The sequence below is a fragment of the Streptomyces sp. SID14478 genome, assembly GCF_010548525.1.
Taxonomy (GTDB): Bacteria; Actinomycetota; Actinomycetes; order Streptomycetales; family Streptomycetaceae; genus Streptomyces.
In genome coordinates this window covers 14297-38617 of sequence record NZ_JAAGMG010000209.1, presented here as the reverse complement: position 1 = coordinate 38617, position 24321 = coordinate 14297, and the positions used below count along the sequence as shown (strand labels likewise).

The following is a 24321-nucleotide window of genomic DNA, read 5'->3' as shown; positions in this document are numbered from 1 at the left end:
GTCTGGGCCGTGTCTCAGTCCCAGTGTGGCCGGTCGCCCTCTCAGGCCGGCTACCCGTCGTCGCCTTGGTGAGCCATTACCTCACCAACAAGCTGATAGGCCGCGGGCTCATCCTTCACCGCCGGAGCTTTTAACCCCCGCACAGGAGTGCGGGAGTGTTATCCGGTATTAGACCCCGTTTCCAGGGCTTGTCCCAGAGTGAAGGGCAGATTGCCCACGTGTTACTCACCCGTTCGCCACTAATCCACCCCGAAGGGCTTCATCGTTCGACTTGCATGTGTTAAGCACGCCGCCAGCGTTCGTCCTGAGCCAGGATCAAACTCTCCGTGAATGTTTCCCCGTGATCGGGGGTGACACCACGAGAGCGGAACCAGGAAGAGGAATAATCCCCCCGGTTCACAGCGTCCTCGCTGTGCGCCTCCCACAGTCAAGTGGAAGGACTTTTTCAAAGGAACCGTGTTCCGACCGAGAAGGCCGGGACAGGGTTGTCAATCTGGCGTTGACTTTTGGCACGCTGTTGAGTTCTCAAGGAACGGACGCTTCCTTTGTACTCACCCTCTCGGGCTTTCCTCCGGGCGCTTCCCTTCGGTCTTGCGTTTCCGACTCTATCAGATCTTTCCGATCCGATTTCCTCGGGATTCTGCTTCGCCTTTCAGGAATTCGCTTTCGCGGCTTCCTTTTCGGCGAGTCCGACTTTATCAGAGATTCTGAGTCGGATTTTCCCGGCCCCTCCGGGCTCGTCCCGTGCACGTAAGTGCGGCGGGTTCCCCTCAGGCGGAGCCGTAAACCTACTGGAGCGGGGCGCCTCGATGCAAATCGAGGCGCCCCGCTCCAGGGATGCTGCCGACGGAGGCTCAGACCTCCACGACGACCGGAAGGATCATCGGGCGTCGGCGGTAGGTGTCCGAGACCCACTTGCCCAGCGTGCGGCGGATGAGCTGCTGCAGCTGGTGGGGCTCGACCACGCCGTCCTGGGCCGACTTCTCCAGGACGTCCTGGATCCTCGGCATGACGGCGCTGAACGCCGAGTCCTCGATACCGGACCCGCGCGCCTGGATGTTCGGGCCGCTGGTGATCTTGCCGGTGCTGGAGTCGACGACCACGAAGACCGAGATGATGCCCTCGTCCCCGAGGATCTTGCGGTCCTTCAGCACGGGCTCGCCGATGGCGCCCACGGAGAGGCCGTCCACGTAGACGTATCCGGCCTGGACCTTGCCGACGATCTTCGCCTTGCCGCCGACGAGGTCGACGACGACGCCGTCCTCCGCGATCACGATGCGGTCGTGCGGGACGCCGGTGAGGGCGCCGAGCTCGGCGTTGGCGCGCAGATGACGCCATTCGCCGTGGACCGGCATCAGGTTCCGCGGCTTGCAGATGTTGTAGAAGTACAGGAGCTCGCCCGCGGAAGCGTGGCCCGAGACGTGCACCTTGGCGTTGCCCTTGTGGACGACGTGGGCGCCCCAGCGGGTCAGGCCGTTGATGACGCGGTAGACCGCGTTCTCGTTGCCCGGGATCAGCGACGACGCCAGGATCACCGTGTCGCCCGAGACGATGCGGATCTGGTGGTCCCGGTTGGCCATGCGCGAGAGCGCTGCCATCGGTTCGCCCTGGGAGCCCGTGCAGACGAGGACGACCTCGCTGTCGGGGAGATCGTCGAGGGTCTTGACGTCCACGACCAGGCCGGCGGGAACCTTGAGGTAGCCGAGGTCCCTGGCGATGCCCATGTTGCGGACCATCGAGCGGCCGACGAAGGCGACTCTGCGGCCGTACTCGTGCGCGGCGTCCAGGACCTGCTGGATGCGGTGCACGTGGCTCGCGAAGGAAGCGACGATGATGCGCTTCTGGGCACCGGCGAAGACGCCCCGGATCACGTTCGAGATGTCGCGCTCGGGCGGGACGAATCCCGGCACCTCGGCGTTGGTCGAGTCGGTCAGAAGGAGGTCGATGCCCTCCTCGCCGAGACGGGCGAAGGCCGGCAGGTCCGTGAGGCGACGGTCCAGCGGAAGCTGGTCCATCTTGAAGTCGCCGGTGTGGACCGCCATGCCGGCCGGGGTGCGGATGGCGACGGCCAGCGCGTCCGGGATGGAGTGGTTGACGGCGATGAACTCGCAGTCGAACGGGCCCAGACGCTCGCGGTCGCCCTCGGACACCTCGAGGGTGTACGGGCGGATGCGGTGCTCCTGGAGCTTGGCCTCGATGAGGGCGAGGGTCAGCTTGGAGCCGATCAGCGGGATGTCCGGCTTCTCCCGCAGGAGGTAGGGGACGGCGCCGATGTGGTCCTCGTGGCCGTGCGTCAGGACGATGCCCTCGACGTCGTCGAGGCGGTCCCTGATGGACGTGAAGTCCGGCAGGATCAGGTCGATTCCGGGCTGCTCCTCCTCGGGGAAGAGCACTCCGCAGTCGACGATCAGCAGACGGCCGTCGTACTCGAAGACGGTCATGTTGCGCCCGATCTCACCGAGGCCGCCGAGCGGGGTGACGCGCAGGCCGCCCTTCGGGAGCTTCGGCGGGGCGCCGAGTTCAGGATGCGGATGGCTCAAAAGACTCTCCTTTAAGCACGCGCGCCACGTACCTGTGGGCACGTGGCGCGCGTGACGTTCGTGCAGTAGCAGTTGTTGATGTTCTGAGGTGTGGCTCTGTGTTCTGTTGATTCAGTTGTGGAGCTTTGCCAAGTCTGTGTTCAGAGCTGTACCCCGCCGGCGGCAAGATCGATCTTGAGCTGTGCCGTTTCGTCGGGCGTGAGCTCGACGAGGGGCAGGCGCAGCGGTCCGGCCGGCAGGCCCTGGAGGGCGAGCGCGGCCTTCGTCGTGATGACGCCCTGGGTACGGAACATGCCGGTGAAGACCGGGAGCAGCTTCTGGTGGATCTCCGTCGCCTTGTGCACGTCCCCGGCGAGGTACGCGTCGAGCATGGCGCGCAGTTCCGGGGCGACCACATGGCCTACGACCGAGACGAAGCCGCAGGCGCCGACCGAGAGCAGCGGCAGGTTGAGCATGTCGTCGCCGGAGTACCAGGCGAGGCCGGAGCGGGCGATGGCCCAGCTGGCGCGGCCGAGGTCGCCCTTGGCGTCCTTGTTGGCGACGATCCGGGGGTGCTCGGCCAGGCGGACGATCGTGTCGGTGTTGATCGGTACGCCGCTGCGGCCGGGGATGTCGTAGAGCATCACGGGGAGTTCGGTCGCGTCCGCGATCGCCGTGAAGTGGCGGAGCAGGCCCTCCTGCGGAGGCTTGTTGTAGTACGGCGTGACCGTGAGCAGCGCGTGGGCGCCGGCCTGCTGGGCGGCGCGGGCGAGCTCGATGCTGTGGCGGGTGTCGTTCGTGCCGACTCCCGCGACGACATGGGCGCGGTCCCCTACCGCCTCCGCGATGGCTCGTACGAGATCCGATTTCTCCGCGTCGCTGGTGGTCGGGGACTCGCCCGTGGTGCCGTTGACGATCAGGCCGTCGTTGCCTGCGTCCACCAAGTGGGCAGCGAGTCGCTGCGCGCCGTCGAGGTCAAGTGCGCCGTCCGCCGTCAGGGGCGTGACCATGGCGGTGAGGACCCTCCCGAAGGGGGTCTGCGGATTCGAGGTCGGAGCCATGGGTAACACGCTACTCGCTGCTCAGCACCGGGTCCCCCCTCGGGGGATACGACAAGTCATCACAAAGGTGGAGCCCGGCACTGCCTGCTCGGGGGTTCAAGCAGTGCCGGGTCCGTTTGATCAGGCTAGATGAACTTTATGAAATGCCGCAATACGGACACTTCAGTCAGCTCATCCGTACATGTGTGCCGCTGCCCGCGGCGCGTGATCAAGGATGCCCGGGTCCGGGGCTACGGCGCGACGCGTCCGTTGGCATTGAACGCGGCGTACGTCAGCGGCATGAGCGCGGCCCACTCCGCTTCCATCTTCTCGCCGACCATCTCGATCTCCCGCTGCGGGAAGGACGGCACCTTGGCGAGCTCGTGCTGGGTGCGCAGGCCGAGGAAGTGCATCAGCGAGCGGGCGTTGCACGTCGCGTACATCGACGAGAACAGGCCGACCGGCAGCACCGCGCGCGCGACCTCGCGGGCCACGCCCGCGGCCAGCATCTCCTGGTACGCCTCGTACGCCTGACGGTACGAATCCTCCATTGCACGGCCCGTCAGCTCCTGCTGCGCCTGCGTGCCCTCGACGAACTCGTACTTGCCGGGGCGCCCCTCCTGGACCAGCTTGCGCTCGGCGTCCGGGACGTAGAAGACCGGCTGGAGCTCCCTGTACCGGCCCGACTCCTCGTTGTACGACCAGCCCACGCGGTGCCGCATGAACTCCCGGAAGACGAAGATCGGGGCGCTGATGAGGAAGGTCATCGAGTTGTGCTCGAAGGGGCTGCCGTGGCGGTCCCGCATCAGGTAGTTGATCAGCCCCTTGGAGCGGGCAGGGTCCTTGGAGAGCTCGTCCAGGGACTGCTCGCCCACCGTGGAGACACGGGCCGCGAACAGCACGTCCGAGTCGCTCGCGGTGTGCTTGACCAGCTCGACGGTGACGTCGCCTCGGAACGTCGGCTTGAGGTCTTCAGCAGGGGTTTCGGTCACGGTTTGGAGGGTCCTTCCCATCACTTCGCTCGGGCGGCGCCCACTCTACGGGCCGCCACTGACAACAGGGCATTCGCTCGCTTCTCGGACCGATCCCAGGCGAACGCGAAAAACTTCTGTGTTTTTGGGTGAAACGTGGCACCTTTTGGGGCACTCGAGCGTCTGTGTAGATGAACACACTTCGTTCGAACCCCTTGAGGAGAAGCGCACCCCATGTTTCGTCGGCGCGAGCCCGTACCGTTCGCCTTCATCGCCGAAGCCGACAAGTTCCGCAGTAACGTCACGCCGCCTGAGCGCGAGCGTCCTTCCGCAGGTCAGATCGCCGGCCGCACGCTGGTGGGGTTGACCGTCGTCGCCGGACTTGTGGGCTCCCTGCTGTTCGGGATGCCGGCCCTGTCCGCCGATCAGTCCGCACGGCACACCCAGCAGTCCGAGGCGTCGGACGGGCGCTGACCGCTCCCTGACTCGTCCGGACCCCCTGGGGTGGAAGGCCGGAGCGGGCCTGGGTAGCCTCACCGGGCACAGCCCCCATCCAGTGTGGACGAGTGAGGACCCGTCGTGCCCCTGCCTTTCCTGACGGCCGACCGAGCTTTTGACGAGGCCGCGGACAGCGCGTTGCCCTTCGACGACCGCGACCAGTGGCGCCGTCCCTACCGCCCGGGCCCGTACCGGGTGGGCGCGGCCGCGCTGCTGCTTCTCCTGGCGTCCTACGTGCTGTTCGCCTCCGTGATCATCGCCGTGGCCGGGGACACGGCCGCGGCCACCGTCTGCGGCGTCCTCGCGGTGCTGATCATCGCGGCGGCCCTGCGGATGCTGCGGATGGGCGCCTGGGTGAGCGCGCGCGGCCTGCGTCACGTCGGCTTCTTCACCACGCAGACCGCTCCGTGGAACACCGTCGTGACGGCGCGTACCGTGCAGCAGCCGGTGCGCTGGCTCGGTCTGCCCCGCACCGTCCAGGGGCAGGCGCTCGTGCTCGTACGACGTGATCGGCAGGGCGAGCAGACGACGCTGCTCACCAGTCACAACGGGGACTTCCTCGGACGGGGCACGGCGTTCGACCGGGCCGCGGACACGGTCGAGGTGTGGGCCGAGGAGTATCGCCCCCGCACCGCCTGAGTCGCGTACGACGACGGGGCCCGCCGAGAACGTCTCGGCGGGCCCCGTCGTCGTACGTCGGACCGTGTGTCAGATGCCGACGGAGCGGCCTTCCTGGAGTGCGATCGCGCGCTGCATGGCCTTGCGCGCGCGAGGCGTGTCCCGAGCGTCCTTGTAGGCGACCGCGAGGCGGAACCAGCAGCGCCAGTCCCCCGGGGTGTCCTCGGTCTCGGTCTTGCGGCGGGCGAAGACCTCGTCGGCGGAGTCGCGGTCGATGCGGCCGTAGCTGTCGCGGCGCAGCTCGTCGACGGGCAGTCCGCCCTCCGACTCCAGGAGTTCGGCGAGGCGGTTGGCCTTGCGGACGAACTGGGTGTTCGCCCACAGGAACCACACGCCGATCACCGGCAGGATCAGGACGGCGATGCCGAAGGTGACGGTCAGCAGGGTGCCCTGCCGGATCAGCATGACGCCGCGGTCGCCGGCCAGGACGAAGTAGACGACCAGGACCGCGGCCGTGACCGCGTACGTGATTTTCGCGCGCATGACCGCCGTCAGCCGTTCAGGTCGAGGAAGTGTTCCAGGCCGAAGGTGAGGCCGGGGGTCGTGACGACCTTGCGGGCGCCCAGCAGGATGCCCGGCATGAAGCTGCTGTGGTGCAGCGAGTCGTGACGGACGGTCAGCGTCTCGCCCTCCGCGCCCAGGAGGACCTCCTGGTGGGCCAGGAGGCCGCGCAGACGGACCGAGTGGACCGGGATGCCGTCGACGTCCGCGCCGCGCGCTCCGTCGAGCGCCGTCGTCGTCGCGTCGGGCTGGGGAGCGCTGCCCGCCTTCGCGCGGGCCGCGGCGATGAGCTGGGCCGTGCGCGCGGCGGTGCCCGAAGGGGCGTCTACCTTCTTCGGGTGGTGCAGCTCGATGACCTCGACGGACTCGAAGTACGGGGCCGCGACCTCGGCGAACTTCATGGTCAGGACGGCACCGATGGAGAAGTTCGGCGCGATGAGCACACCGGTCCGCGGGGAGGCCGCGAGCCACTGGTCCAGCTGCGCGAGGCGGTCCTGCGTCCAGCCCGTCGTGCCGACGACCGCGTGGATGCCGTGGCCCGTGCAGAACTCCAGGTTCTCCATCACCGAGTCCGGCGTCGTCAGTTCGACCGCGACCTGGGCGCCCGTCTCGACGAGGGCGTCCAGCTTGTCGCCGCGGCCGAGGGCCGCGACCAGCTCCATGTCCTCGGCGGCCTCGACGGCTCGTACGGCCTCGGAACCGATGCGGCCCTTGGCTCCGAGTACCGCCACGCGCAGCTTGCTCATGTTCTCCCAGTTCCTTCGGTGCGGACGCGTGGGGTTACGCGACCGCTTCGTGCAGGCGCGCCGCCTGCTTGTCCTTGAGCGGGCCGATGACCGACAGGGACGGGCGCTGTCCCAGGATGTCGCGTGCGACCTCGCGCACCTCGTCCGGGGTCACCGCCGCGATGCGCTCCAGCATGTCGTCGACCGACATCTGCTCGCCCCAGCACAGCTCGCTCTTGCCGATGCGGTTCATCAGCGCTCCGGTGTCCTCGAGGCCGAGGACCGTGGAGCCGGCGAGCTGGCCGATGGCGCGGCCGATCTCGTCGTCGCTGAGGCCGTGCTGCGCGACCTCGTCGAGCTCGTCGCGGCAGATCTGCAGCACGTCCTGCACCTGGCTGGGGCGACAGCCCGCGTACACGCCGAACAGCCCGCAGTCGGCGAAGGCCGAGCTGTACGAGTACACGCTGTACGCCAGTCCGCGCTTCTCCCGGACTTCCTGGAAGAGGCGGGAGGACATGCCCCCGCCGAGCGCGGTGTTGAGTACGCCCATGGCCCAGCGGCGGTCGTCGGTGCGGGCCAGGCCCGGCATGCCGAGGATGACGTGGGCCTGCTCGGTCTTGCGGCCGAGGAGTTCCATGCGGCCGGCCGCGCGCAGCGTCCTGCGGCCGGTGCGCGGCCCGATGGGCGTCGCCGGTGGCCCCGCGAACGCGCCCGCCTTCTCGAAGGCGGCGCGGACCTGGCGTACGACCTTGTGGTGGTCGACGTTGCCGGCGGCCGCGACGACGAGGTGCGTCGGGTCGTAGTGCTTCTTGTAGAAGCGGCTGATCCGGCCGCGGTCGAGGGCGTTGATCGTGTCGATCGTGCCGAGGACGGGGCGGCCCAGCGGGGTGTCACCGAGCATCGTGTGCTGGAACAGGTCGTGGACGCAGTCGCCCGGGTCGTCCTCCGTCATCGCGATCTCTTCGAGGATCACGCCGCGCTCCGCGTCGACGTCCTCCTCCGCGATGAGGGAGTCGGTCAGCATGTCGCAGACGACGTCTATGGCCAGCGGCAGATCGGTGTCGAGCACGCGCGCGTAGTAGCACGTGTACTCCTTCGCCGTGAAGGCGTTCATCTCGCCGCCGACCGCGTCGATCGCGGCGGAGATGTCCAGGGCGCTGCGCTTGCGGGTGCCCTTGAAGAGGAGGTGCTCCAGGTAGTGCGTCGCGCCGTTGAGCGTCGGTGTCTCGTCGCGCGAACCTACATGTGCCCAGATACCGAAGGTCGCCGAGCGGACGGCGGGCAGGGTCTCGGTGACGATGCGCAGACCGTTGGGGAGCGTGGTCCTGCGTACCGTGCCGATGCCGTTCTGCCCCTGGATCAGGGTTTGGGTACGGGCGACGGCCCGCGCCTCCGAGGAGGTGCGGGCCGTCGCCTTGGTGCTACGGGACGTCACTTGTCGGTGTCGTCCTTCGCGTCGTCGCCCTCTTCACCCTCGATGACGGGGATGAGGGAGAGCTTGCCGCGGGAGTCGATCTCGGCGATCTCGACCTGGACCTTGGCGCCCACGCCCAGCACGTCCTCGACGTTCTCCACGCGCTTGCCGCCGGCGAGCTTGCGGATCTGCGAGATGTGCAGCAGGCCGTCCTTGCCCGGGAGCAGCGAGACGAACGCACCGAAGGTCGTCGTCTTCACGACGGTGCCCAGGTAGCGCTCGCCGACCTCCGGCATGGTCGGGTTGGCGATGCCGTTGATCGTGGCGCGGGCGGCTTCGGCCTGCGAACCCTGGGCGGCACCGATGTAGATGGTGCCGTCGTCCTCGATCGTGATGTCGGCGCCGGTGTCCTCCTGGATCTGGTTGATCATCTTGCCCTTCGGGCCGATGACCTCACCGATCTTGTCCACGGGGATCTTGACCGTGATGATCCGCGGGGCGTTCGGGGACATCTCGTCCGGGACGTCGATCGCTTCCATCATCACGTCGAGGATGTGGAGGCGGGCGTCGCGGGCCTGCTTGAGGGCGGCGGCCAGGACGGAGGCCGGGATGCCGTCGAGCTTCGTGTCGAGCTGGAGGGCCGTCACGAACTCCTTGGTGCCGGCGACCTTGAAGTCCATGTCACCGAACGCGTCCTCGGCACCGAGGATGTCGGTGAGGGCGACGTAGTGCGTCTCGCCCTTGATCTCCTGGGAGATCAGGCCCATGGCGATACCGGCGACGGGAGCCTTCAGCGGCACACCGGCGTTCAGCAGCGACATGGTGGAGGCGCAGACGGAGCCCATGGACGTCGAGCCGTTGGACCCGAGGGCCTCGGAGACCTGACGGATCGCGTAGGGGAACTCCTCGCGCGTCGGCAGGACCGGCACGATCGCGCGCTCGGCGAGCGCGCCGTGGCCGATCTCGCGGCGCTTCGGGGAGCCGACGCGGCCGGTCTCGCCGACCGAGTACGGCGGGAAGTTGTAGTTGTGCATGTAGCGCTTGCGGGTCACCGGGGAGAGGGTGTCCAGCTGCTGCTCCATGCGCAGCATGTTCAGCGTGGTGACGCCCAGGATCTGGGTCTCGCCACGCTCGAACAGGGCGGAGCCGTGCACGCGCGGGATGGCCTCGACCTCGGCGGCCAGGGTGCGGATGTCGGTGACACCGCGGCCGTCGATGCGCTTCTTCTCCTTGATGACGCGCTCACGGACCAGGGACTTGGTCAGCGAGCGGTACGCGGCGGAGATCTCCTTCTCGCGGCCCTCGAACTGCGGGAGCAGCTTCTCGGCGGCCAGACCCTTGACGCGGTCCAGCTCGGCCTCGCGGTCCTGCTTGCCCGGGATGGTGAGGGCGGCGGAGAGCTCGGACTTGACGGCGGCCGTCAGGGCCTCGAGCACGTCGTCCTGGTAGTCCAGGAAGATCGGGAACTCGGCGGTCGGCTTGGCGGCCTTCGCGGCGAGGTCCGACTGGGCCTTGCAGAGGACCTTGATGAAGGGCTTCGCGGCGTCCAGACCGGCGGCGACGACCTCCTCGGTCGGCGCCTCGGCGCCACCCTCGACCAGCTTGATGGTCTTGTCGGTGGCCTCGGCCTCGACCATCATGATCGCGACGTCGCCGTCCTCCAGGACGCGACCGGCGACGACCATGTCGAAGACGGCGTCCTCGAGCTCGGTGTGCGTCGGGAACGCGACCCACTGGCCGTTGATCAGCGCGACGCGGACGCCGCCGACCGGGCCGGAGAAGGGCAGACCGGCCAGCTGGGTGGACGCGGACGCGGCGTTGATCGCGACGACGTCGTACAGGTGGTCGGGGTTGAGCGCCATGATCGTGGCGACGACCTGGATCTCGTTGCGCAGGCCCTTCTTGAAGGACGGGCGCAGCGGGCGGTCGATCAGGCGGCAGGTGAGGATGGCGTCCTCGGAGGGGCGGCCCTCGCGGCGGAAGAAGCTGCCGGGGATCTTGCCTGCGGCGTACTGCCGCTCCTCGACGTCCACCGTGAGGGGGAAGAAGTCGAGGTTGTCCTTGGGGTTCTTCGAGGCCGAGGTGGCCGACAGCACCATGGTGTCGTCGTCCAGGTAGGCGACGGCGGAGCCGGCGGCCTGGCGGGCCAGACGGCCCGTCTCGAAGCGGATGGTGCGGGTGCCGAAGGAACCGTTGTCAATGACGGCCTCGGCGTAGTGGGTCTCGTTCTCCACTAGCGTTTTCTCCATTACTTTCGTCTGTTACGTCTTTTGTCCCGCTCTGCCCGTGTGGCAGGGAGACGAGTGGAGAAGCGCGCCGTGGGTGCGGGCCGGTCTTCGATCGAAGCACCCGGGGATCCTCTTGCGTCTCCGGGGGCCACTACCGAGGACCGGCGGCGGCGAGGCTGCGCCTCTCCTCATTCATCATTCATCGTGGTCGTGCGTCACCAGACTACAAAGCGGCAGTGACAGTGCGCACGTACAGCAAAGGGAGCGGCCCCCTCAAACGGGAACCGCTCCCTTCACGGCGTCTTAGCGGGCGCCGGCCGCACCGCGGCGGATGCCGAGGCGCTCGACCAGGACACGGAAGCGCGCGATGTCCTTCTTGGCCAGGTACTGCAGCAGGCGGCGACGCTGGCCGACCAGGATCAGCAGACCACGACGCGAGTGGTGGTCGTGCTTGTGGGTCTTGAGGTGCTCGGTCAGGTCCGAGATACGGCGGGAGAGCATGGCGACCTGGACCTCGGGGGAGCCGGTGTCGCCCTCCTTGGTGCCGAACTCGCTCATGATCTGCTTCTTCGTAGCGGCGTCGAGAGACACGCGTACTCCTCGTAGAGTTTCATTGCCGCCGAGTGCCCCTGGTCTCAATCTCAGGGGAGCTTCCGTAACTCGGGAGGCGGGGATCCGTTGGGCGCTGTCCCCAGGGTGTCCGGGGGCGCGTACACGAACGGCCGTCACACAGCGTACCAGCCGTCGGGTGCGCCCCCGACCGGGTCCTTGGTCACCTGTTCTCAGCTGGTCATGGCCCGCGCCGACGCGTACACGTCGAAGACGGCGAGGGCCAGCGGGATCAGGGTGAGCAGGACGAACGTCTCGGCGATCTCCAGGAAGCGGCCCCAGAACGGCGTGACGCCGCGACGCGGAGTGATCAGGCCGATCGCGGTGACCAGGGCGGTGGCCGCGCCGATGGCCGCGGCGATCCACACCGTACGGATGTCGAGCGCCGTGGTGTCCCGCTGGAGGGCGTCGGTCACGTAGTCGAGCGGCGGGTGCAGCGCGAGGCCGAGGCCCAGGAAGACGAGCGCGGCGAGGCCCGCGGCAAGAGTGGCGCCTACTTGTGCGGTGTAGCGGAACAGGTGGGCGCGCATCAGCATCGCGATGCCGGTGGCCAGGGCGAGCAGCTGTCCCCATACGTTGCTGGAGAAGCCGAGGACGATCGACGCGCCTACGGAGACGAGGGCGCAGCCCCCGACGAGGCCGACGAGCAGTTCGTGGCCGCGGCGGGCCTGGGCGGCGACGCGGTCGGCGTCCACGGCCTCGTGCGGGTCGGCGTGGTCGACCGAGGTGTCGTACCCCGCGCGCGCGGGGTTGGGCGGTTCGAAGCCGATGGGCAGCCGCGCGAAGCGCATGGACAGGCCCGGCAGGAACGCCAGCGCGCTCACGGAGAGCGGGGCGCAGATGGCGGCCGTCTCGATGGGCTTCAGGTCCGTGAGGATCGCGATGAAGGTGGCGATCAGGCCGATCAGCGAGGCGAAGACGAACGCCACGAAGGGGCCGTCGCCGCCGGGTGACACCAATGTGAGCACTACGGAGGCGACCAGAACTGCCGCACAGGCGAGCAGGAACTGCAGGCGGCCGATGCCCTGCCCCTCGGAGAGCGGGAGCAGACCGGAGCCGGCCACCGCCACGTTCGGCAGGGCGCCCAGGCCCAGGGCGACCGCCGAGCCGCGGTCGTCGTAGACCCGCGCGCGCACGCACGCCAGGGTGATCAGCAGGATGCCCGCGACACCGGCGAGGATGCCCTGCAGGCTGTACATGTCGTGGCGGATCTGGGGGCTGGTGAACTGGGAGTTCCAGGCCACGAAGGCGATGAGGGCGGGCAGGATGCCGCCGGCCACGAGGCCCGCCGCGCGCGTGAGGTCGCCGCTCCACAGGGTGCGGTCCTTCGTGACGGCGGAGGCCACGGCATCGGAGACGTCGTCGAAGACCGCGGGCGGCAGCGACTCGGAGAACGGGCGCAGCGAGAGCAGCTCGCCGTCCAGGATGCGCTGGGCCGCGAACGAGCGCGCGCTGTCGAGCACCGTGCCGTCGCGGCGTACGAGGTGGTAGCCGACGGGGGCGCCCTCGGCAGGGCTCTGCTGGGAGAGCCGCAGGATCTCGGGGTACAGGTCGGCGACCGGTACGTCGTCGGGCAGCGCCACGTCGATGCGGCTGTCGGGCGCCACGATGGTGACGCGGCAGAAGCCGAGGCCCGTACCTGCTGCGGCGGGGGCTCCGGTGCCCGTTCCGCCGGCGCGGCCGGCCGGCGCGGAGGCCGTCATGCTCACCTGCTGTTCCCCCTTGTTTTCGATGCACTGCGGTGCGATGCGCAGCGGCGTGCTGTAAGGATCCTGTGTACGTTGCGCCGTGCGCCCCGCGAAGCCGGTCACACGCGCCGTCCCGCCGGTGGTCCCGGGGAGGCGCACGTTCCGAACCGTGCGGATTGCCCGTTTTTCCCGGGCGGATTCGCAACTGCTCACGCGTACCACCGGCACCCTACCGCCCACCGTTGTCAGTGGTTGTCAGTAGGATCGCGAACCGCGATCGACGTCCGCCTGACACGGGGCGGCGGACGGAAAAGCTCGGTCCGGCAAGGGAATTGGTGCTAAGTGAGCCACATCGTCGTCAAGCGCCCACCTCGGGCACTGCCGTCCGAGGTGCCCACGGAAGAGGTGGTGCTGCAGCCGCCGCCGGAGCTTCCGCGCGGGCAGCAAGAGGGCGCGCTGATGCAGATCCTGCCCATGCTCGGCATGGGCGGCTCCGTCGTGTTCTTCTTCAATCCCCAGGCCCAGCCCTTCATGAAGATCATGGGCATGGTCATGGTGGCGTCCACCATCGCCATGGGCATCTCGATGCTGGTCCGCTACCGCAAGGGCAACCAGGGGCAGATGGCGGACATGCGCCGCGACTACCTGCGCTATCTGTCGCAGACGCGGCGGGACGCCCTGGGTACCGCGCGCAAGCAGCGCGACGCGCAGTACTACCTGCACCCTTCGCCCGAGCAACTGTGGGCGCTGGTCGCCGAGGGCAGCCGCGTGTGGGAGCGCCGCACCGGTGACGAGGACTTCGGGCAGGTGCGGGTGGGCCTCGGCCCCCAGGGGCTGGCCACTCCCCTGGTACCGCCGCAGACCGCCCCGGTCGACGAGCTGGAGCCCCTGACCGCCGGCGCCATGCAGCGCTTCCTCGCCACGCACAGCACGCTCGAGGACCTGCCGATGGCGGTGTCGCTGCGCGCCTTCTACCACGTGTCCGTGAGCGGTGAGCCGACGACCGTGCGCGGCTCCGCGCGCGCGATCGTGGCCTCCCTCGCCTCCATGCACTCCCCCGAGGACCTGGTCGTCGCGGTCGCCGCCGGACGGCAGACCGCCCCCGAGTGGGAGTGGGCGAAGTGGCTCCCCCACAACCAGGTGCCCGGCCTCACCGACGGCGCGGGCAGCCGCCGTCTGATCACGACGAACCCGGTCGAGCTGGAGGACCTGCTCGGCAGCCGCCTCGACGGCCGGCCGCGCTTCCACCCCGGTGGCGGTCCCGTCCCCGAGCAGCCGCACCTGGTGGTCGTCCTCGACGGGGTCTCCCTGCCTCCCACGTCGATCCTCGCCAGCCCCGAGGGGCTGCAGGGCGTGACCGTCCTGGAGGTCGTCCCCGGCGACCTCACGGCCGGTCGCGGGGACCTCTCCGTGGTCGTGCACCCCAAGGCGCTGCGTCTCGAATCGGCGCACGGCATGGTCTACGAAGGCACCCCGGACGTGCTCTCGTACGCCGCCGCCGAGGCGCTCGCCCGCCAGCTCGCGCCGCTGCGCATGGCGACGGGCGGCGACAGCGACGACGAACCGCTGCTCGCCAACCTCGACTTCACCGACCTGATGAACCTGGGCGACGCGGCCACCGTCGACACCAAGCGCACCTGGCGGCCGCGTTCGCAGGCCGAGCGCCTGCGCGTGCCGATCGGTGTCGGCGACGACGGCCGGCCCGTGATGCTCGACCTGAAGGAAGCCGCCCAGGAGGGCATGGGCCCGCACGGTCTGTGCGTCGGCGCCACCGGTTCCGGAAAGTCCGAGCTGCTGCGCACGCTCGTGCTCGGTCTGGCCGTCACGCACTCCTCGGAGACGCTGAACTTCGTCCTCGCGGACTTCAAGGGCGGTGCCACGTTCGCCGGCATGTCCCAGATGCCGCACGTCGCGGCCGTGATCACGAACCTCGCGGACGACCTCACGCTCGTCGACCGCATGGGCGACTCGATCCGTGGCGAGCTCAACCGCCGCCAGGAGATGCTCCGTGACGCGGGCAACTACGCGAACATCCACGACTACGAGAAGGCGCGCGCGGCCGGTGCGCCGCTGCAGCCGATCCCCTCACTCGTCCTGGTGATCGACGAGTTCAGTGAGCTGTTGACGGCGAAGCCGGACTTCATCGAGATGTTCGTGCAGATCGGCCGCATCGGCCGTTCGCTGGGCGTGCACCTGCTGCTCGCCTCGCAGCGCCTGGAAGAGGGGCGTCTGCGCGGGCTGGAGACGTACCTGTCGTACCGGGTCGGCCTGCGGACCTTCTCCGCCGCCGAGTCGCGTGCCGCGCTGGGTGTCCCGGACGCGTACGAGCTGCCGAACGTGCCGGGTTCCGGCTTCCTGAAGTTCGGCACCGACGAGATGGTGCGCTTCAAGGCGGCGTACGTGTCCGGGGTGTACCGCACCGGCTCGGCGCAGGTCGCGACGGCCGGCGGGCCGCTTCCGCTGGACCGGCGCCCCGCGCTGTTCACGGCGACCGAGGTTCCGGTGCAGTACGCGCCCGTGCCGCAGCAGCGGTCCGACGAAGAGGGGAACGCGTCGGCGCGCGACGAGAAGGACGACGCGCTCGCCGACACCGTGCTCGACGTGATCGTGCGGCGTCTGGAGGCGCAGGGTCCCGCGGCGCACCAGGTGTGGCTGCCGCCGCTGGACAGCCCGCCGTCGCTCGACTCGCTGCTGCCCGGCCTCGCCCCCGTACAGGGGCGCGGTCTCACGCAGCCCGGCTACGAGGGCGCGGGGCGTCTGGTCGTCCCCGTCGGTCTCGTCGACAAGCCGTACGAGCAGCGGCGCGACCCGCTGTGGATCGACTTCGGCGGTGCGGCCGGCCACATGCAGATCCTGGGCGGTCCGCAGTCCGGCAAGTCGACGCTGGTGCGCTCGCTCATCGCGTCGTTCGCGCTGACGCACACGCCGCAGGAAGTCCAGTTCTACGGACTCGACTTCGGTGGTGGCGGCATGGCGGCCGTGGCCGGTCTGCCGCACGTCGGTGGCGTGGCCTCGCGCCTCGACCCCGAGAAGGTGCGTCGTACCGCGGCCGAGGTCTACGGCGTCCTGACGCGTCGCGAGGAGTACTTCCGTACGGCGGGCATCGCCTCGATCGCCGACTTCCGCAACCGCCGCGCGCGGGGCGACATCTCGATGACCGACCAGCCCTGGGGTGACGTGTTCCTGGTCATCGACGGATGGGGCAACTTCCGCAGCGACTACGAGGCGTTGGAGCCGCTCGTCCTGGACATCGCGGCGCGCGGTCTCGGCTACGGCATCCACGTGATCCTCACGGCGTCGCGGTCCATGGAGGTCCGGGCCAACATGAAGGACCACCTCATGAACCGCCTGGAGCTTCGGCTCGGCGACACCATGGACTCCGAGTTCGACCGCAAGGTCGCGGCCAACGTGCCGACGGGGGTGCCCGGTCGTGGCCAGACGCCGCAGAAGCAGCACTTCATGGGGGCGGTCCCGCGCATCGACGGCCTGTCGTCGGACACCGACCTCGCCGAGGCCACGAGTGCGCTGGCGACCGAGGTCTCCCGGCACTGGACGGCTCCCGGTGCTCCCGAAGTCCGTCTCCTGCCGCGGGAGTTCGCCGCGCGCCAGCTGCCGCCGGGCGACCGGTTCCCGCAGCGCGGTGTCGCGTTCGCCCTCGACGAGGACAACCTCGAGCCCGTGTTCGTCGACTTCGACCAGGACCCGTTCTTCCTCGTCTTCGGCGAGAGCGAGTCCGGCAAGTCGAACATGCTGAGGCTGCTCATCAAGCAGCTCACGGCACGCTACGACGGCGACAGCTGCAAGATGTTCGTGGTCGACAACCGGCGTTCGCTGCTCGACGTGACGCCGTCGACGCACCTCGCCGAGTACATCCCGATGTCGAACCAGATGCAGCACCACATGGACGCGCTGGCCGACCTGATGCAGCGCCGCACGCCGACCGCGGACGTGACGGCACAGCAGCTGCGCGACCGCAGCTGGTGGCGCGGCCCGACGGTCTACGTGATCATCGACGACTACGACCTGGTGTCGACGTCGAGCGGCAACCCGCTCTCCGGGCTCACCGAACTGCTGCCGTTCGCACGGGACGTCGGCGTGCGCTTCATCATCGCCCGCTCCACGGCCGGTTCGGGCCGCGCCGGGTACGAGGGCTTCATGCAGCGCATCAAGGAACTCGGCGCGCAGGGCGTGGTGTTGGCCGGCGACCCGACCGAGGGCGACCTGCTGGGCGGCGTGCGGCCGCGGCCGATGCCGCCCGGCCGGGGTGTGTTCGTGTCGCGCAAGCGCGGGAAGCCGTTGGTCCAGATCGGCTTGATGGACCAGGACTGATGCGCGGCTGACGCGCGACATCCGCGCGGCTGACCGAACGGGGCGCGTACGGCGCGTACGGCGAAGGGCCGGAGGGTTGAGAAATCCTCCGGCCCTTCGCCATACGCGCCATGTGCGCCGTGCACGCGCGCCCCCTTCCGGTCAGCCGCGGTTCTGCCGCCGGCGGTCCCATACGACGATGCAGACGATGAGGACGACGAGCGCGATCATGAGGGGCCAGAACCACCACTGATCGGTGCCTCCGCCGCCGCCACTGCTGTGGTTCGAGGTGTAGTGGTGGTAGCCGCGTCCGGCGACGACCTGCACATGCGCGTCGTGGAGAGCCTGGAAAGTCATGGCCACGACAGTAGTGGCCGGACGGTGCGCCGAAGGGCCCGCGGCACCGACTCGTCGATGCCCCGTGACCGTACCGTCGCAATCCGTCCCACCCGTCTCTCCCCGCCAAGTAGGCTGACCACGCAGTTCGTTGGCATGTCAGGAATGGGTACGTCGGGAAGGGGCCGTCCAGCATGGCCGATGCGCAGGAGCAGCACGCCGGGAAGCAGACGGCCGAGACGCCGGAGGAGACCAAGGCCCGCAAGGAGCGCGAGAAGAACGAGCTCTACGCGCTCGACATCTCCGACGTGGAGTGGCACAGCGCGCCGGGCACGGAGCAGCACGAGGAGCGCGTGGAGATCGCGTACCTGCCCGACGGCGCGGTGGCGATGCGCTCGTCCCTGGACCCGGAGACCGTGCTGCGGTACACGGAGGCGGAGTGGACGGCGTTCGTCCTCGGCGCCCGGGACGGCGAGTTCGACCTGGAGCCGGCGCCGCACAACGGCGGGACCGCGGCGGAGCAGTAGCACTCCCGCCTCAGCCCGGGTCGGTGCGATCGGTGCGATCGGTGCGATCGGTGCGGTGAACGCCTGAGTTCTGAGCGGCTGAGGGGCCCGACGGGCTGAGGGGCTGAGGCGTTTAGACCGGGCGGCGCGCCACGTGTTCCACCAGGGTGATCAGCACGTCCTTCCCTGATTCCCGGCTGCGCGCGTCGCACAGGACGACGGGGGTTCCCGGGGCGAGGTCGAGAGCGCGGGACACCGCCTCGGGCGTGTGCGAGCGCACCCCGTCGAAGCAGTTCACGGCGACGACGAAGGGGATGCCGCGGCTCTCGAAGTAGTCGACGGCGGCGAAGCAGTCCGCGAGCCTGCGGGTGTCGGCGAGGACCACGGCGCCGAGCGCGCCCGTGGCCAACTCGTCCCAGACGAACCAGAACCGGTCCTGGCCGGGCGTGCCGAACAGGTACAGGGCCAGGTCGTCGCGGAGCGAGATGCGGCCGAAGTCCATGGCGACCGTGGTGGTCGTCTTGGTCTCCACGCCGTCGAGCCGGTCGACGGGACGGGACGCCTCGGTGAGGGGCTCCTCCGTACGCAGCGGCCGGATCTCGCTGACCGACTCGACGAGGGTGGTCTTGCCGACCCCGAAGCCACCGGCGACGAGCAGCTTGAGAGCCGTGAATCCGGAGGGGGCACCAGCGCCGGGTCGGCGGTCGGTCAGCGGCTCAGAGTGCACGGAGGCCATGGATCACTTCTCGCAGGAGGTCGGCAGCGGGACGCGACTGGTGTCCCGTGGTGGCGGCGGGCGGTGTGATGCGCACGAGGCCGTGCGCGACGAGGTCGCCGAGGAGTACGCGGACGACGCCCAGGGGCAGCCCCGAGTCCGATGCCAGATCGGCCACCGGGCGGGGCCCACGGGCGCAGAGTTGCGTCAACTGCCGCTGCTCGGGCGGGAGATGGGGATCGGGTTGCGTCCCGGTGGGGTGCACGATCGCCATCAGGTCGACGCGCTCGGCGCCGTTGTCGGTGCGGGCGCGGCCCGCCGTCATGGCGTACAGACGGACGAGCGGCCCGGCCTCGTCGTCGTACCGGTCGCTCCACTCGGAGTGGGGGCGACGCGGATCCGGGTCGGTCACGGCGCGCCGCCCTCTCCGCTCACGGACGACCTGCCGGGTACGCCGAGGTGTTCCTGGACGCGGTCCACGAGCAGTGCCATCTCGTACGCGACGAGACCGATGTCGGCGTGGCCCGCGGTGAACACGGCCAGACAGGAGCCGTCGCCCGCGGCGACGACGAAGAGGAAGCCGCCCTGCAGCTCGACCATCGTCTGGACGACGCCGCCCGCCTCGAAGTGCCGGCCCGCGCCCTTGGCCAGGGAGTGGAATCCGGAGGCGATCGCGGAGAACCGTTCCGCGTCGTCGCGACCCATGCCGGTGGAGGCGCCGACGCACAGCCCGTCGGCGGAGAGCATGACCGCGTGCCGGACCTCGGCGACCCGGCCGACCAAGTCGTCGAGCAGCCAGTCGACGCCGTCGCCGCCCACCTGGGTGATCGTGTAGGTCGGTGTCATCGAGGGCCTTCTTCGTTGTTCGGGGCGTGGCTCGGGGTGTTGGTCGTGGTGTTGGTCGTGGTGTTGGTCGTGGTGTTGCTGGTGCGGTGCGGATCCTCGTGACCGTGACCGTGGCCGTGGCCGTGGCCGTGGCCGTGGCCGTGGCCGCCGCCGCGGGCCCGGCGTCGGCCGGAGCTGAGCGAGGCCATGGTGGCGCGCGCCGCTTCGGGGGAACGCGGGCGAGACTCAACGGTCCCGTCGGCCCCATTGAGCCCATTGGGGCTATTGGAGCCATTGGGGCTACTGGCCCGGTGTGCCCCACGTGGACCTTCAGCCCCGCTGAGCTGGCCTGACTGCGCTGATTCCGCACGGAGTTCGGGAGCGAGGTGGGCCTGACGGACGCGGCGCGGGAGGTTGTCGGTGGTCAGATCAGCAGACGCGTCCGGTGCCGGAGCGACGACAGTCGGCACGGGAGTGGGGGCCGACGCGGAAGCAGACATGTGATCAGGAGTGGGTGCGGCTGCGGCTGCGGCTGCGGCTGCGGAGTCAGGGCCGAAAACGGCGGCGGGGCCGGGCTCGATGCTGGGCTCGGGATAGGGGCTGGGGTTGGGGTTGGGGTTGGGGTTGGGGCCGGGACCGGGGCCGGGGCCGGGATCGGCGTACGAAGCCTCCGGTACTGACCGCAACCCCGGGTGCGGGGCCTCCAGCAGCCGCTCCGGCAGGAACACCACCGCCGTGATCCCCCCGTACACCGACCGACGCAGCGTGACGTCGAGCCGTTGCCGCGCCGCGAGGCGGTTGACGACGAAGAGGCCGAGCTTGCGGGAGTCGAGCAGGTCGACGTCGGCGGCGCGGATGCGCTCGTTCGCGGCGGCCAGCGCCTCGTCACCCATGCCGAGCCCGCGGTCCTCGATCTCCAGTACCGCGCCCGCGCCGACCTCCTCTCCTCGTACGACGACGGGAGTGTGCGGCGGCGAGAACGAGGTGGCGTTCTCGGTGAGTTCGGCGATCAGGTGGACGAGGTCGGCCACCGCCTCGCCCGACAGGAGCAGTTCGGGCGTCTCCTCGATGCGGACGCGTTCGATGTCGGCGGTCTCGGCGATCCCGGCGCGCAGCGCGTCGAGCAGCGGCACCGGCCGGCGCCAGGCCCGCCCCGGCGCGGAGCCGGAGAGGATGAGCAGCGACTCGGCGTGCCGGCGCATGCGGGTGGTGAGGTGGTCGAGGCGGAACAGGTCTTCCAGGTCGGTCGGGTTCTCGGTGCGGCGCTCCATGGTGTCGAGGAGTTCCAGCTGGCGGTGGAGCAGTACCTGGCTGCGCCGCGCGAGAGAGACGTACACGCCCGAGACGCCGGTGAGGACGGCGGCGCGGTCGGCGACGGCGCGCAGGGCGGCCCGCTGCACGGTCGTCAGGGCGGCTCCGACCTGCCCGATCTCGTCCTTGGCTCCGGTGCGGGTGAGCGGCGCCTCGGAGTCGAGGTCGATCTCCTCGCCCTGGTGGATGCGGCGCACCGCTGCGGGGAGCCGGGTGGAGGCCAGGTACAGGGCGGCGTTGCGCAGGCCGGTGAGGTCGGCGACGAGGCCGCGTCCGATGCGTACGGACAGCAGCAGGGCGAGCAGCACGCCGAGCAGGCCGAGGAGCACGGCGAGGCCCGAACTGCCCAACGCGGCAAGGGAGTACGGCTGCGCATCGTCGCCGCCACGGGTAGTGGCGGCGGACTCCGCGCCGGCGAGCCCGTGCAGGGTGGCGCCGGCGGCGGCGTGCCAGGAGTCGGCGGACACGGCGCCGGTGACGGTCTTCATGTCCGTACGACCTGCTGCGAGCACCGCGTTCTGGGCGGCACCGAGTTCGGTGGCCCGGGTCGAGTCGAGTACCTCTCGGTACGCGGCCCGGTCCGCACCGGACAGATCGGGTACGGCGCTGTCGGTGAGCGTGCGCTGCACCGCCACGTCGCCCGCGAACGTCTGGTACTGGCCCACGGTCATGGCGCTGCCGGAGGCGAGCACACCACCGAGGACCGCGTCCTGGCGGCTCAACGCCTCGCGGGCGCGGGCGAGTTCGAGGACGGTACGCCCGTCGGAGGCAGCCGCGTCGCGCCCAGTGCCGTCCCCGGCGCTGCCCCCGGCACTGTCGCCGGAGGCTCCCGCGAGCGACGCGCGTACAGAGAGGGCCTTGTCGGCAACGCCGTCGTAGCGGGCGAGGAGGGCGGACTGGCCCGCGCTGCCGTCGCTCGCCGCCTTGCGGGGCGCGGCGAGGGAGTGGGTGGCGGCGAGCAGTCGATCCACCCGGGTGGGCAGCGCGGGGTCGACGGCGGACAGGTCGGTGCTGTTGGAGGCGACGCCCGTACGCAACGCGACGGCGGCCCGCGTGGTGCGCGAGACGGCCGAGTCGAAGGTGTGCCGGCGGGCGGTGCCGGGGTGCGCGCGGTAGCCGACCGCCGCGGCGCGCTCGTCCTGCACGGCGGTGGTGAGCCGGGTGGCGGGTCCGGTCAGGGTGGAGTCGAGCTCCTTGAGCTGTTCGGAGGCCGAGACCCCGGAGGCGACCGTGACCGCCTCGTGCCCCCACAGCGCCATCAGGCAGACGACCGGGACGGCGAGCAGCGTCACGACCTTGGCTCTGATGGATTTGGGCCGCAGTCGTTCGAGCAGCGGAGGGCGTGCGGGCATGGCGGATCTCCTCGCGGGGACGGGAGTTGGGGAGGGAGACGGGGTGCGGGCGGGCCGGGGCCCTGGGAAGGGGCGGGTGCTTCTGCGGTCCTTATGCGGGGCTTCTGCGGGGGCTTCTGAAGGAGGCTTCTGAAGGAGGCGGGGCTTGCGGCGGGGACGGACCTTGTGAAGGTGGTGGCCGTTGGGGAGGTCGGCCGGCCAGGTGGATGGTCGCCGGTCTTCCGGTGGATGGTCACCGGTCTCGTGGAGGGCCGTGGACCTTGCAGAGGTCGTCGGCGTTGCGTGCGGCGGCCGTGGATCTTGCGGAGGTCGCGGGGCGTGCAGCGGGCCGTGTTCCTCACGAGGCCGTGATGTGCAACGGCGCCGCGAACCCGGCGAGGAACTGCGGACCATGCGAAGAGCCATGGACCTTGCAAGGAGCCGTGTACTTGGCCAGGGGAAGGCCCTCACCCCACGGGCAGTTCCACCTCGTGCAGCGGCCGGGCGGCGGCCTCGCTCTCGGCGCGCTCGCGTGCGGTGGGCGAGAGGGCGACGAAGGCGCAGGTGAGGAAGAGGAACGAGCCGAGTACGACGGCGAGGGGGAGGATGAAGGACGTCGCGCTCGCCCCGCCCAGCGCCGCGGTACCGGTGCGCACCTGTACGCCGACGGCGGCCATCCCGGTGTAGTGCATGCTGCTGACGGCAAGCCCCATGACGAGCGAGGCGACGGCGGCGGCCAGCGGCCCCTGGACGCTCAGCGCGGCCCACAGCGCGGCCGACGCGGCGACAACGGCGATGACGACCGACAGGGCGACGAGGCCGGGGTCGTACGAGGTGTCACCGTTGAGGCGTACTGCGGCCATTCCGATGTAGTGCATGGCGGCGACACCGAGCCCGGTGCCGAGCCCGCCGAAGGCGATGGACCGCACGCGCGAACGCCCGTAACCGGCGACGAACACGCCCGCGCCCACGACGACGATCGCCACGAGCAGGCTGAGCAGCGTCAGCGGCACGTCGTAGCGGATGGCGGTGCCGTCCACGTCGTAGCCGAGCATGGCGATGAAGTGCATCGTCCAGATCCCGGAGCCGATCGCGGCGGACGCGGTGATCAGCCAGCTGCGTCTCGACCGCCCCTGGGCGGCCAGGGCGCGCACGGTGCAACGCAGCCCGAGGGCAGCGCCGACGACGGCCATGACGTACGACAGGACCGGTGTGATCCAGCCGCCGGACATGTGGTGCATGTGACCCACGGATTTCCTCTCGCGGTACGCGTTCGGTGACCCCCCGGTCGGAACCGGGACGCTAACACGCAGGTCAGCGGGTAGGCGGGCACCGGCGAACCTGCCGCCGCGACCCCGACTGGCCGGTAAGTCACGCAGGCGTCAGGCGAGTTGCGCCGTACGACGAGGAGGCGGGCGCCCCCGACGGCACCCCTCGATGCGACTCTTGTCACGCCGCACGCCGGACCACAGCGGAGATCCGACATGAAGCAGTCGCCGCACCGCACTCCACGCTTTTCGGACAACTGGCGTACGCGGTACGGAAAACGGCGGCTCCGGACAGCGTCCGCATCCAGACATCCGACGCGTAATGCACGGTGCACGTGGACGGCTGAGGGTGTTCGGAGTGTGTCCGAGGCCTGAACTTCCGCTTCTCGCCCGCCCCCCATAGGTCCGGTACGCACCCGCTGCAGAGACCCCTCCGTCAAGCGCTGCAGAGACCCCTCCGTCAAGCGCTGCAGAGACCCCTCCGTCAAGCACGGGTCAGGTCAAGCACGCCTCAGAAGGGCGCAATACTCCTCGGCAGCCAGCCGGAATGGGCGAAGCTGGTCGACGGTGCGCTCTCTGCCGCCTGTACCGTCGAGGATCCACACGGCCGAGGATCCACACGACTCGCAGGGTGAGCTTGCTGAATGCCCCTTGCCCGTGCACGAGGAGCACTTGGCGTGCTCCCGAGGAGGCGCCGGAGCTGTCCGAGTCCGCTTCGGCGGCGAAAACTGTGGCTCGCCCAATGCCAGATACGGGCCTCGGACGAGGAAGCCTCTGTTGGCGTAGACGAGGCCGCTCACGATGGGGCGGACTCCAGTCGACGCTCCGGGGGCGTTGGGCTGTTCAGTCC

19 protein-coding genes and 1 rRNA gene are annotated in these 24321 nt (G+C 69.8%); 4 read left to right on the top strand and 16 right to left on the bottom strand.

What is annotated here, in order from left to right; genetic code table 11:
* The 4 genes from G3I40_RS07550 to thyX all read right to left on the bottom strand — a co-directional run.
* Positions 1–331 (bottom strand): 16S ribosomal RNA (locus tag G3I40_RS07550); the annotation flags it as partial.
* A gap of 523 nt (positions 332–854) precedes the next feature.
* The gene (locus tag G3I40_RS07545; RefSeq protein WP_164301376.1) at positions 855–2540 is read right to left on the bottom strand and encodes a ribonuclease J; all 1686 of its coding nucleotides are present in this window, start codon (positions 2538–2540) and stop codon (positions 855–857) included.
* Positions 2541–2680: 140 nt separating this feature from the next.
* Positions 2681–3580: a 4-hydroxy-tetrahydrodipicolinate synthase gene (gene dapA, locus G3I40_RS07540; protein WP_164301375.1), complete on the bottom strand. Its 900-nt coding sequence runs from the start codon at positions 3578–3580 to the stop codon at positions 2681–2683.
* Between the two features lie 230 nt (positions 3581–3810).
* The gene (thyX, locus tag G3I40_RS07535) at positions 3811–4551 is read right to left on the bottom strand and encodes an FAD-dependent thymidylate synthase (protein ID WP_164301374.1); all 741 of its coding nucleotides are present in this window, start codon (positions 4549–4551) and stop codon (positions 3811–3813) included.
* 213 nt (positions 4552–4764) lie between these two features.
* Between thyX and G3I40_RS07530 the strand changes: the two genes are divergently transcribed.
* Both G3I40_RS07530 and G3I40_RS07525 read left to right on the top strand, forming a co-directional pair.
* The gene (locus tag G3I40_RS07530; RefSeq protein WP_164301373.1) at positions 4765–5004 is read left to right on the top strand and encodes a hypothetical protein; all 240 of its coding nucleotides are present in this window, start codon (positions 4765–4767) and stop codon (positions 5002–5004) included.
* A gap of 105 nt (positions 5005–5109) precedes the next feature.
* On the top strand, positions 5110–5667 hold the full coding sequence (locus G3I40_RS07525) for a hypothetical protein (protein ID WP_164301372.1): 558 nt from the start codon (positions 5110–5112) through the stop codon (positions 5665–5667).
* 69 nt (positions 5668–5736) lie between these two features.
* Here G3I40_RS07525 and G3I40_RS07520 read toward each other — a convergent pair whose 3' ends face one another.
* The 6 genes from G3I40_RS07520 to eccD all read right to left on the bottom strand — a co-directional run bounded on the left by G3I40_RS07520 (position 5737) and on the right by eccD (position 12886).
* Positions 5737–6189 (bottom strand): tetratricopeptide repeat protein, encoded by a 453-nt coding sequence (locus G3I40_RS07520; protein WP_164301371.1) that lies wholly within the window; start codon positions 6187–6189, stop codon positions 5737–5739.
* A gap of 8 nt (positions 6190–6197) precedes the next feature.
* A complete protein-coding gene (dapB, locus tag G3I40_RS07515; protein WP_164301370.1) occupies positions 6198–6953 on the bottom strand; it encodes a 4-hydroxy-tetrahydrodipicolinate reductase in 756 nt (251 codons plus the stop codon).
* Positions 6954–6987: 34 nt separating this feature from the next.
* Positions 6988–8367 (bottom strand): pitrilysin family protein, encoded by a 1380-nt coding sequence (locus tag G3I40_RS07510; protein WP_164301369.1) that lies wholly within the window; start codon positions 8365–8367, stop codon positions 6988–6990.
* Complete coding sequence (locus G3I40_RS07505) at positions 8364–10580, bottom strand: polyribonucleotide nucleotidyltransferase (RefSeq protein WP_164301368.1); 2217 nt, start codon at positions 10578–10580, stop codon at positions 8364–8366. The genes G3I40_RS07510 and G3I40_RS07505 overlap by 4 nt, the downstream gene beginning before the upstream one ends.
* Before the next feature lie 297 nt (positions 10581–10877).
* Complete coding sequence (rpsO, locus tag G3I40_RS07500) at positions 10878–11165, bottom strand: 30S ribosomal protein S15 (protein WP_164301367.1); 288 nt, start codon at positions 11163–11165, stop codon at positions 10878–10880.
* A 191-nt stretch (positions 11166–11356) separates the two neighbouring features.
* Entirely contained in the window at positions 11357–12886 is a 1530-nt protein-coding gene (eccD, locus tag G3I40_RS07495) for a type VII secretion integral membrane protein EccD (RefSeq protein WP_164301366.1), read from the bottom strand.
* Positions 12887–13213: 327 nt separating this feature from the next.
* On the opposite strand from eccD, the gene eccCa reads away from it, so the two are divergent.
* Entirely contained in the window at positions 13214–17200 is a 3987-nt protein-coding gene (eccCa, locus tag G3I40_RS07490) for a type VII secretion protein EccCa (protein WP_164301365.1), read from the top strand.
* A gap of 141 nt (positions 17201–17341) precedes the next feature.
* On the opposite strand, the gene G3I40_RS07485 is transcribed toward eccCa, so the two are convergent.
* Positions 17342–17536 (bottom strand): hypothetical protein, encoded by a 195-nt coding sequence (locus tag G3I40_RS07485; protein WP_164301364.1) that lies wholly within the window; start codon positions 17534–17536, stop codon positions 17342–17344.
* A gap of 173 nt (positions 17537–17709) precedes the next feature.
* Between G3I40_RS07485 and G3I40_RS07480 the strand changes: the two genes are divergently transcribed.
* Positions 17710–18042: a DUF397 domain-containing protein gene (locus G3I40_RS07480; RefSeq protein ID WP_164301363.1), complete on the top strand. Its 333-nt coding sequence runs from the start codon at positions 17710–17712 to the stop codon at positions 18040–18042.
* A gap of 112 nt (positions 18043–18154) precedes the next feature.
* Here the strand turns inward: G3I40_RS07480 and G3I40_RS07475 are convergent, their stop codons facing one another.
* From G3I40_RS07475 to G3I40_RS07455, 5 genes are all read right to left on the bottom strand, one after another.
* Positions 18155–18757 carry an ATP/GTP-binding protein gene (locus tag G3I40_RS07475; protein WP_164301362.1) on the bottom strand — a complete coding sequence of 201 codons (603 nt, stop codon included), beginning with the start codon at positions 18755–18757 and terminating at the stop codon, positions 18155–18157.
* On the bottom strand, positions 18738–19148 hold the full coding sequence (locus G3I40_RS07470) for a DUF742 domain-containing protein (RefSeq protein WP_343244851.1): 411 nt from the start codon (positions 19146–19148) through the stop codon (positions 18738–18740). The genes G3I40_RS07475 and G3I40_RS07470 overlap by 20 nt, the downstream gene beginning before the upstream one ends.
* Positions 19145–19582 (bottom strand): roadblock/LC7 domain-containing protein, encoded by a 438-nt coding sequence (locus tag G3I40_RS07465; protein WP_164301361.1) that lies wholly within the window; start codon positions 19580–19582, stop codon positions 19145–19147. The genes G3I40_RS07470 and G3I40_RS07465 overlap by 4 nt, the downstream gene beginning before the upstream one ends.
* Entirely contained in the window at positions 19579–22224 is a 2646-nt protein-coding gene (locus G3I40_RS07460) for a nitrate- and nitrite sensing domain-containing protein (RefSeq protein WP_164301360.1), read from the bottom strand. Before G3I40_RS07460 ends, G3I40_RS07465 begins: the two co-directional genes overlap by 4 nt.
* Positions 22225–22670: 446 nt before the next feature.
* Complete coding sequence (locus G3I40_RS07455; protein WP_164301359.1) at positions 22671–23453, bottom strand: MHYT domain-containing protein; 783 nt, start codon at positions 23451–23453, stop codon at positions 22671–22673.
* Between the last annotated feature and the right edge of the window lie 868 nt (positions 23454–24321).

What these genes read in the sequence shown, in the direction of transcription:
- G3I40_RS07485 (WP_164301364.1), bottom strand. Translation starts at nt 17,536, where the DNA reads ATGACTTTCCAGGCTCTCCACGACGCGCATGTGCAGGTCGTCGCCGGA.
- G3I40_RS07530 (WP_164301373.1), top strand. Translation starts at nt 4,765, where the DNA reads ATGTTTCGTCGGCGCGAGCCCGTACCGTTCGCCTTCATCGCCGAAGCC.
- dapA (WP_164301375.1), bottom strand. Translation starts at nt 3,580, where the DNA reads ATGGCTCCGACCTCGAATCCGCAGACCCCCTTCGGGAGGGTCCTCACC.
- G3I40_RS07480 (WP_164301363.1), top strand. Translation starts at nt 17,710, where the DNA reads ATGGCCGATGCGCAGGAGCAGCACGCCGGGAAGCAGACGGCCGAGACG.
- eccD (WP_164301366.1), bottom strand. Translation starts at nt 12,886, where the DNA reads ATGACGGCCTCCGCGCCGGCCGGCCGCGCCGGCGGAACGGGCACCGGA.
- dapB (WP_164301370.1), bottom strand. Translation starts at nt 6,953, where the DNA reads ATGAGCAAGCTGCGCGTGGCGGTACTCGGAGCCAAGGGCCGCATCGGT.
- G3I40_RS07520 (WP_164301371.1), bottom strand. Translation starts at nt 6,189, where the DNA reads ATGCGCGCGAAAATCACGTACGCGGTCACGGCCGCGGTCCTGGTCGTC.
- G3I40_RS07460 (WP_164301360.1), bottom strand. Translation starts at nt 22,224, where the DNA reads ATGCCCGCACGCCCTCCGCTGCTCGAACGACTGCGGCCCAAATCCATC.
- G3I40_RS07465 (WP_164301361.1), bottom strand. Translation starts at nt 19,582, where the DNA reads ATGACACCGACCTACACGATCACCCAGGTGGGCGGCGACGGCGTCGAC.
- G3I40_RS07475 (WP_164301362.1), bottom strand. Translation starts at nt 18,757, where the DNA reads ATGGCCTCCGTGCACTCTGAGCCGCTGACCGACCGCCGACCCGGCGCT.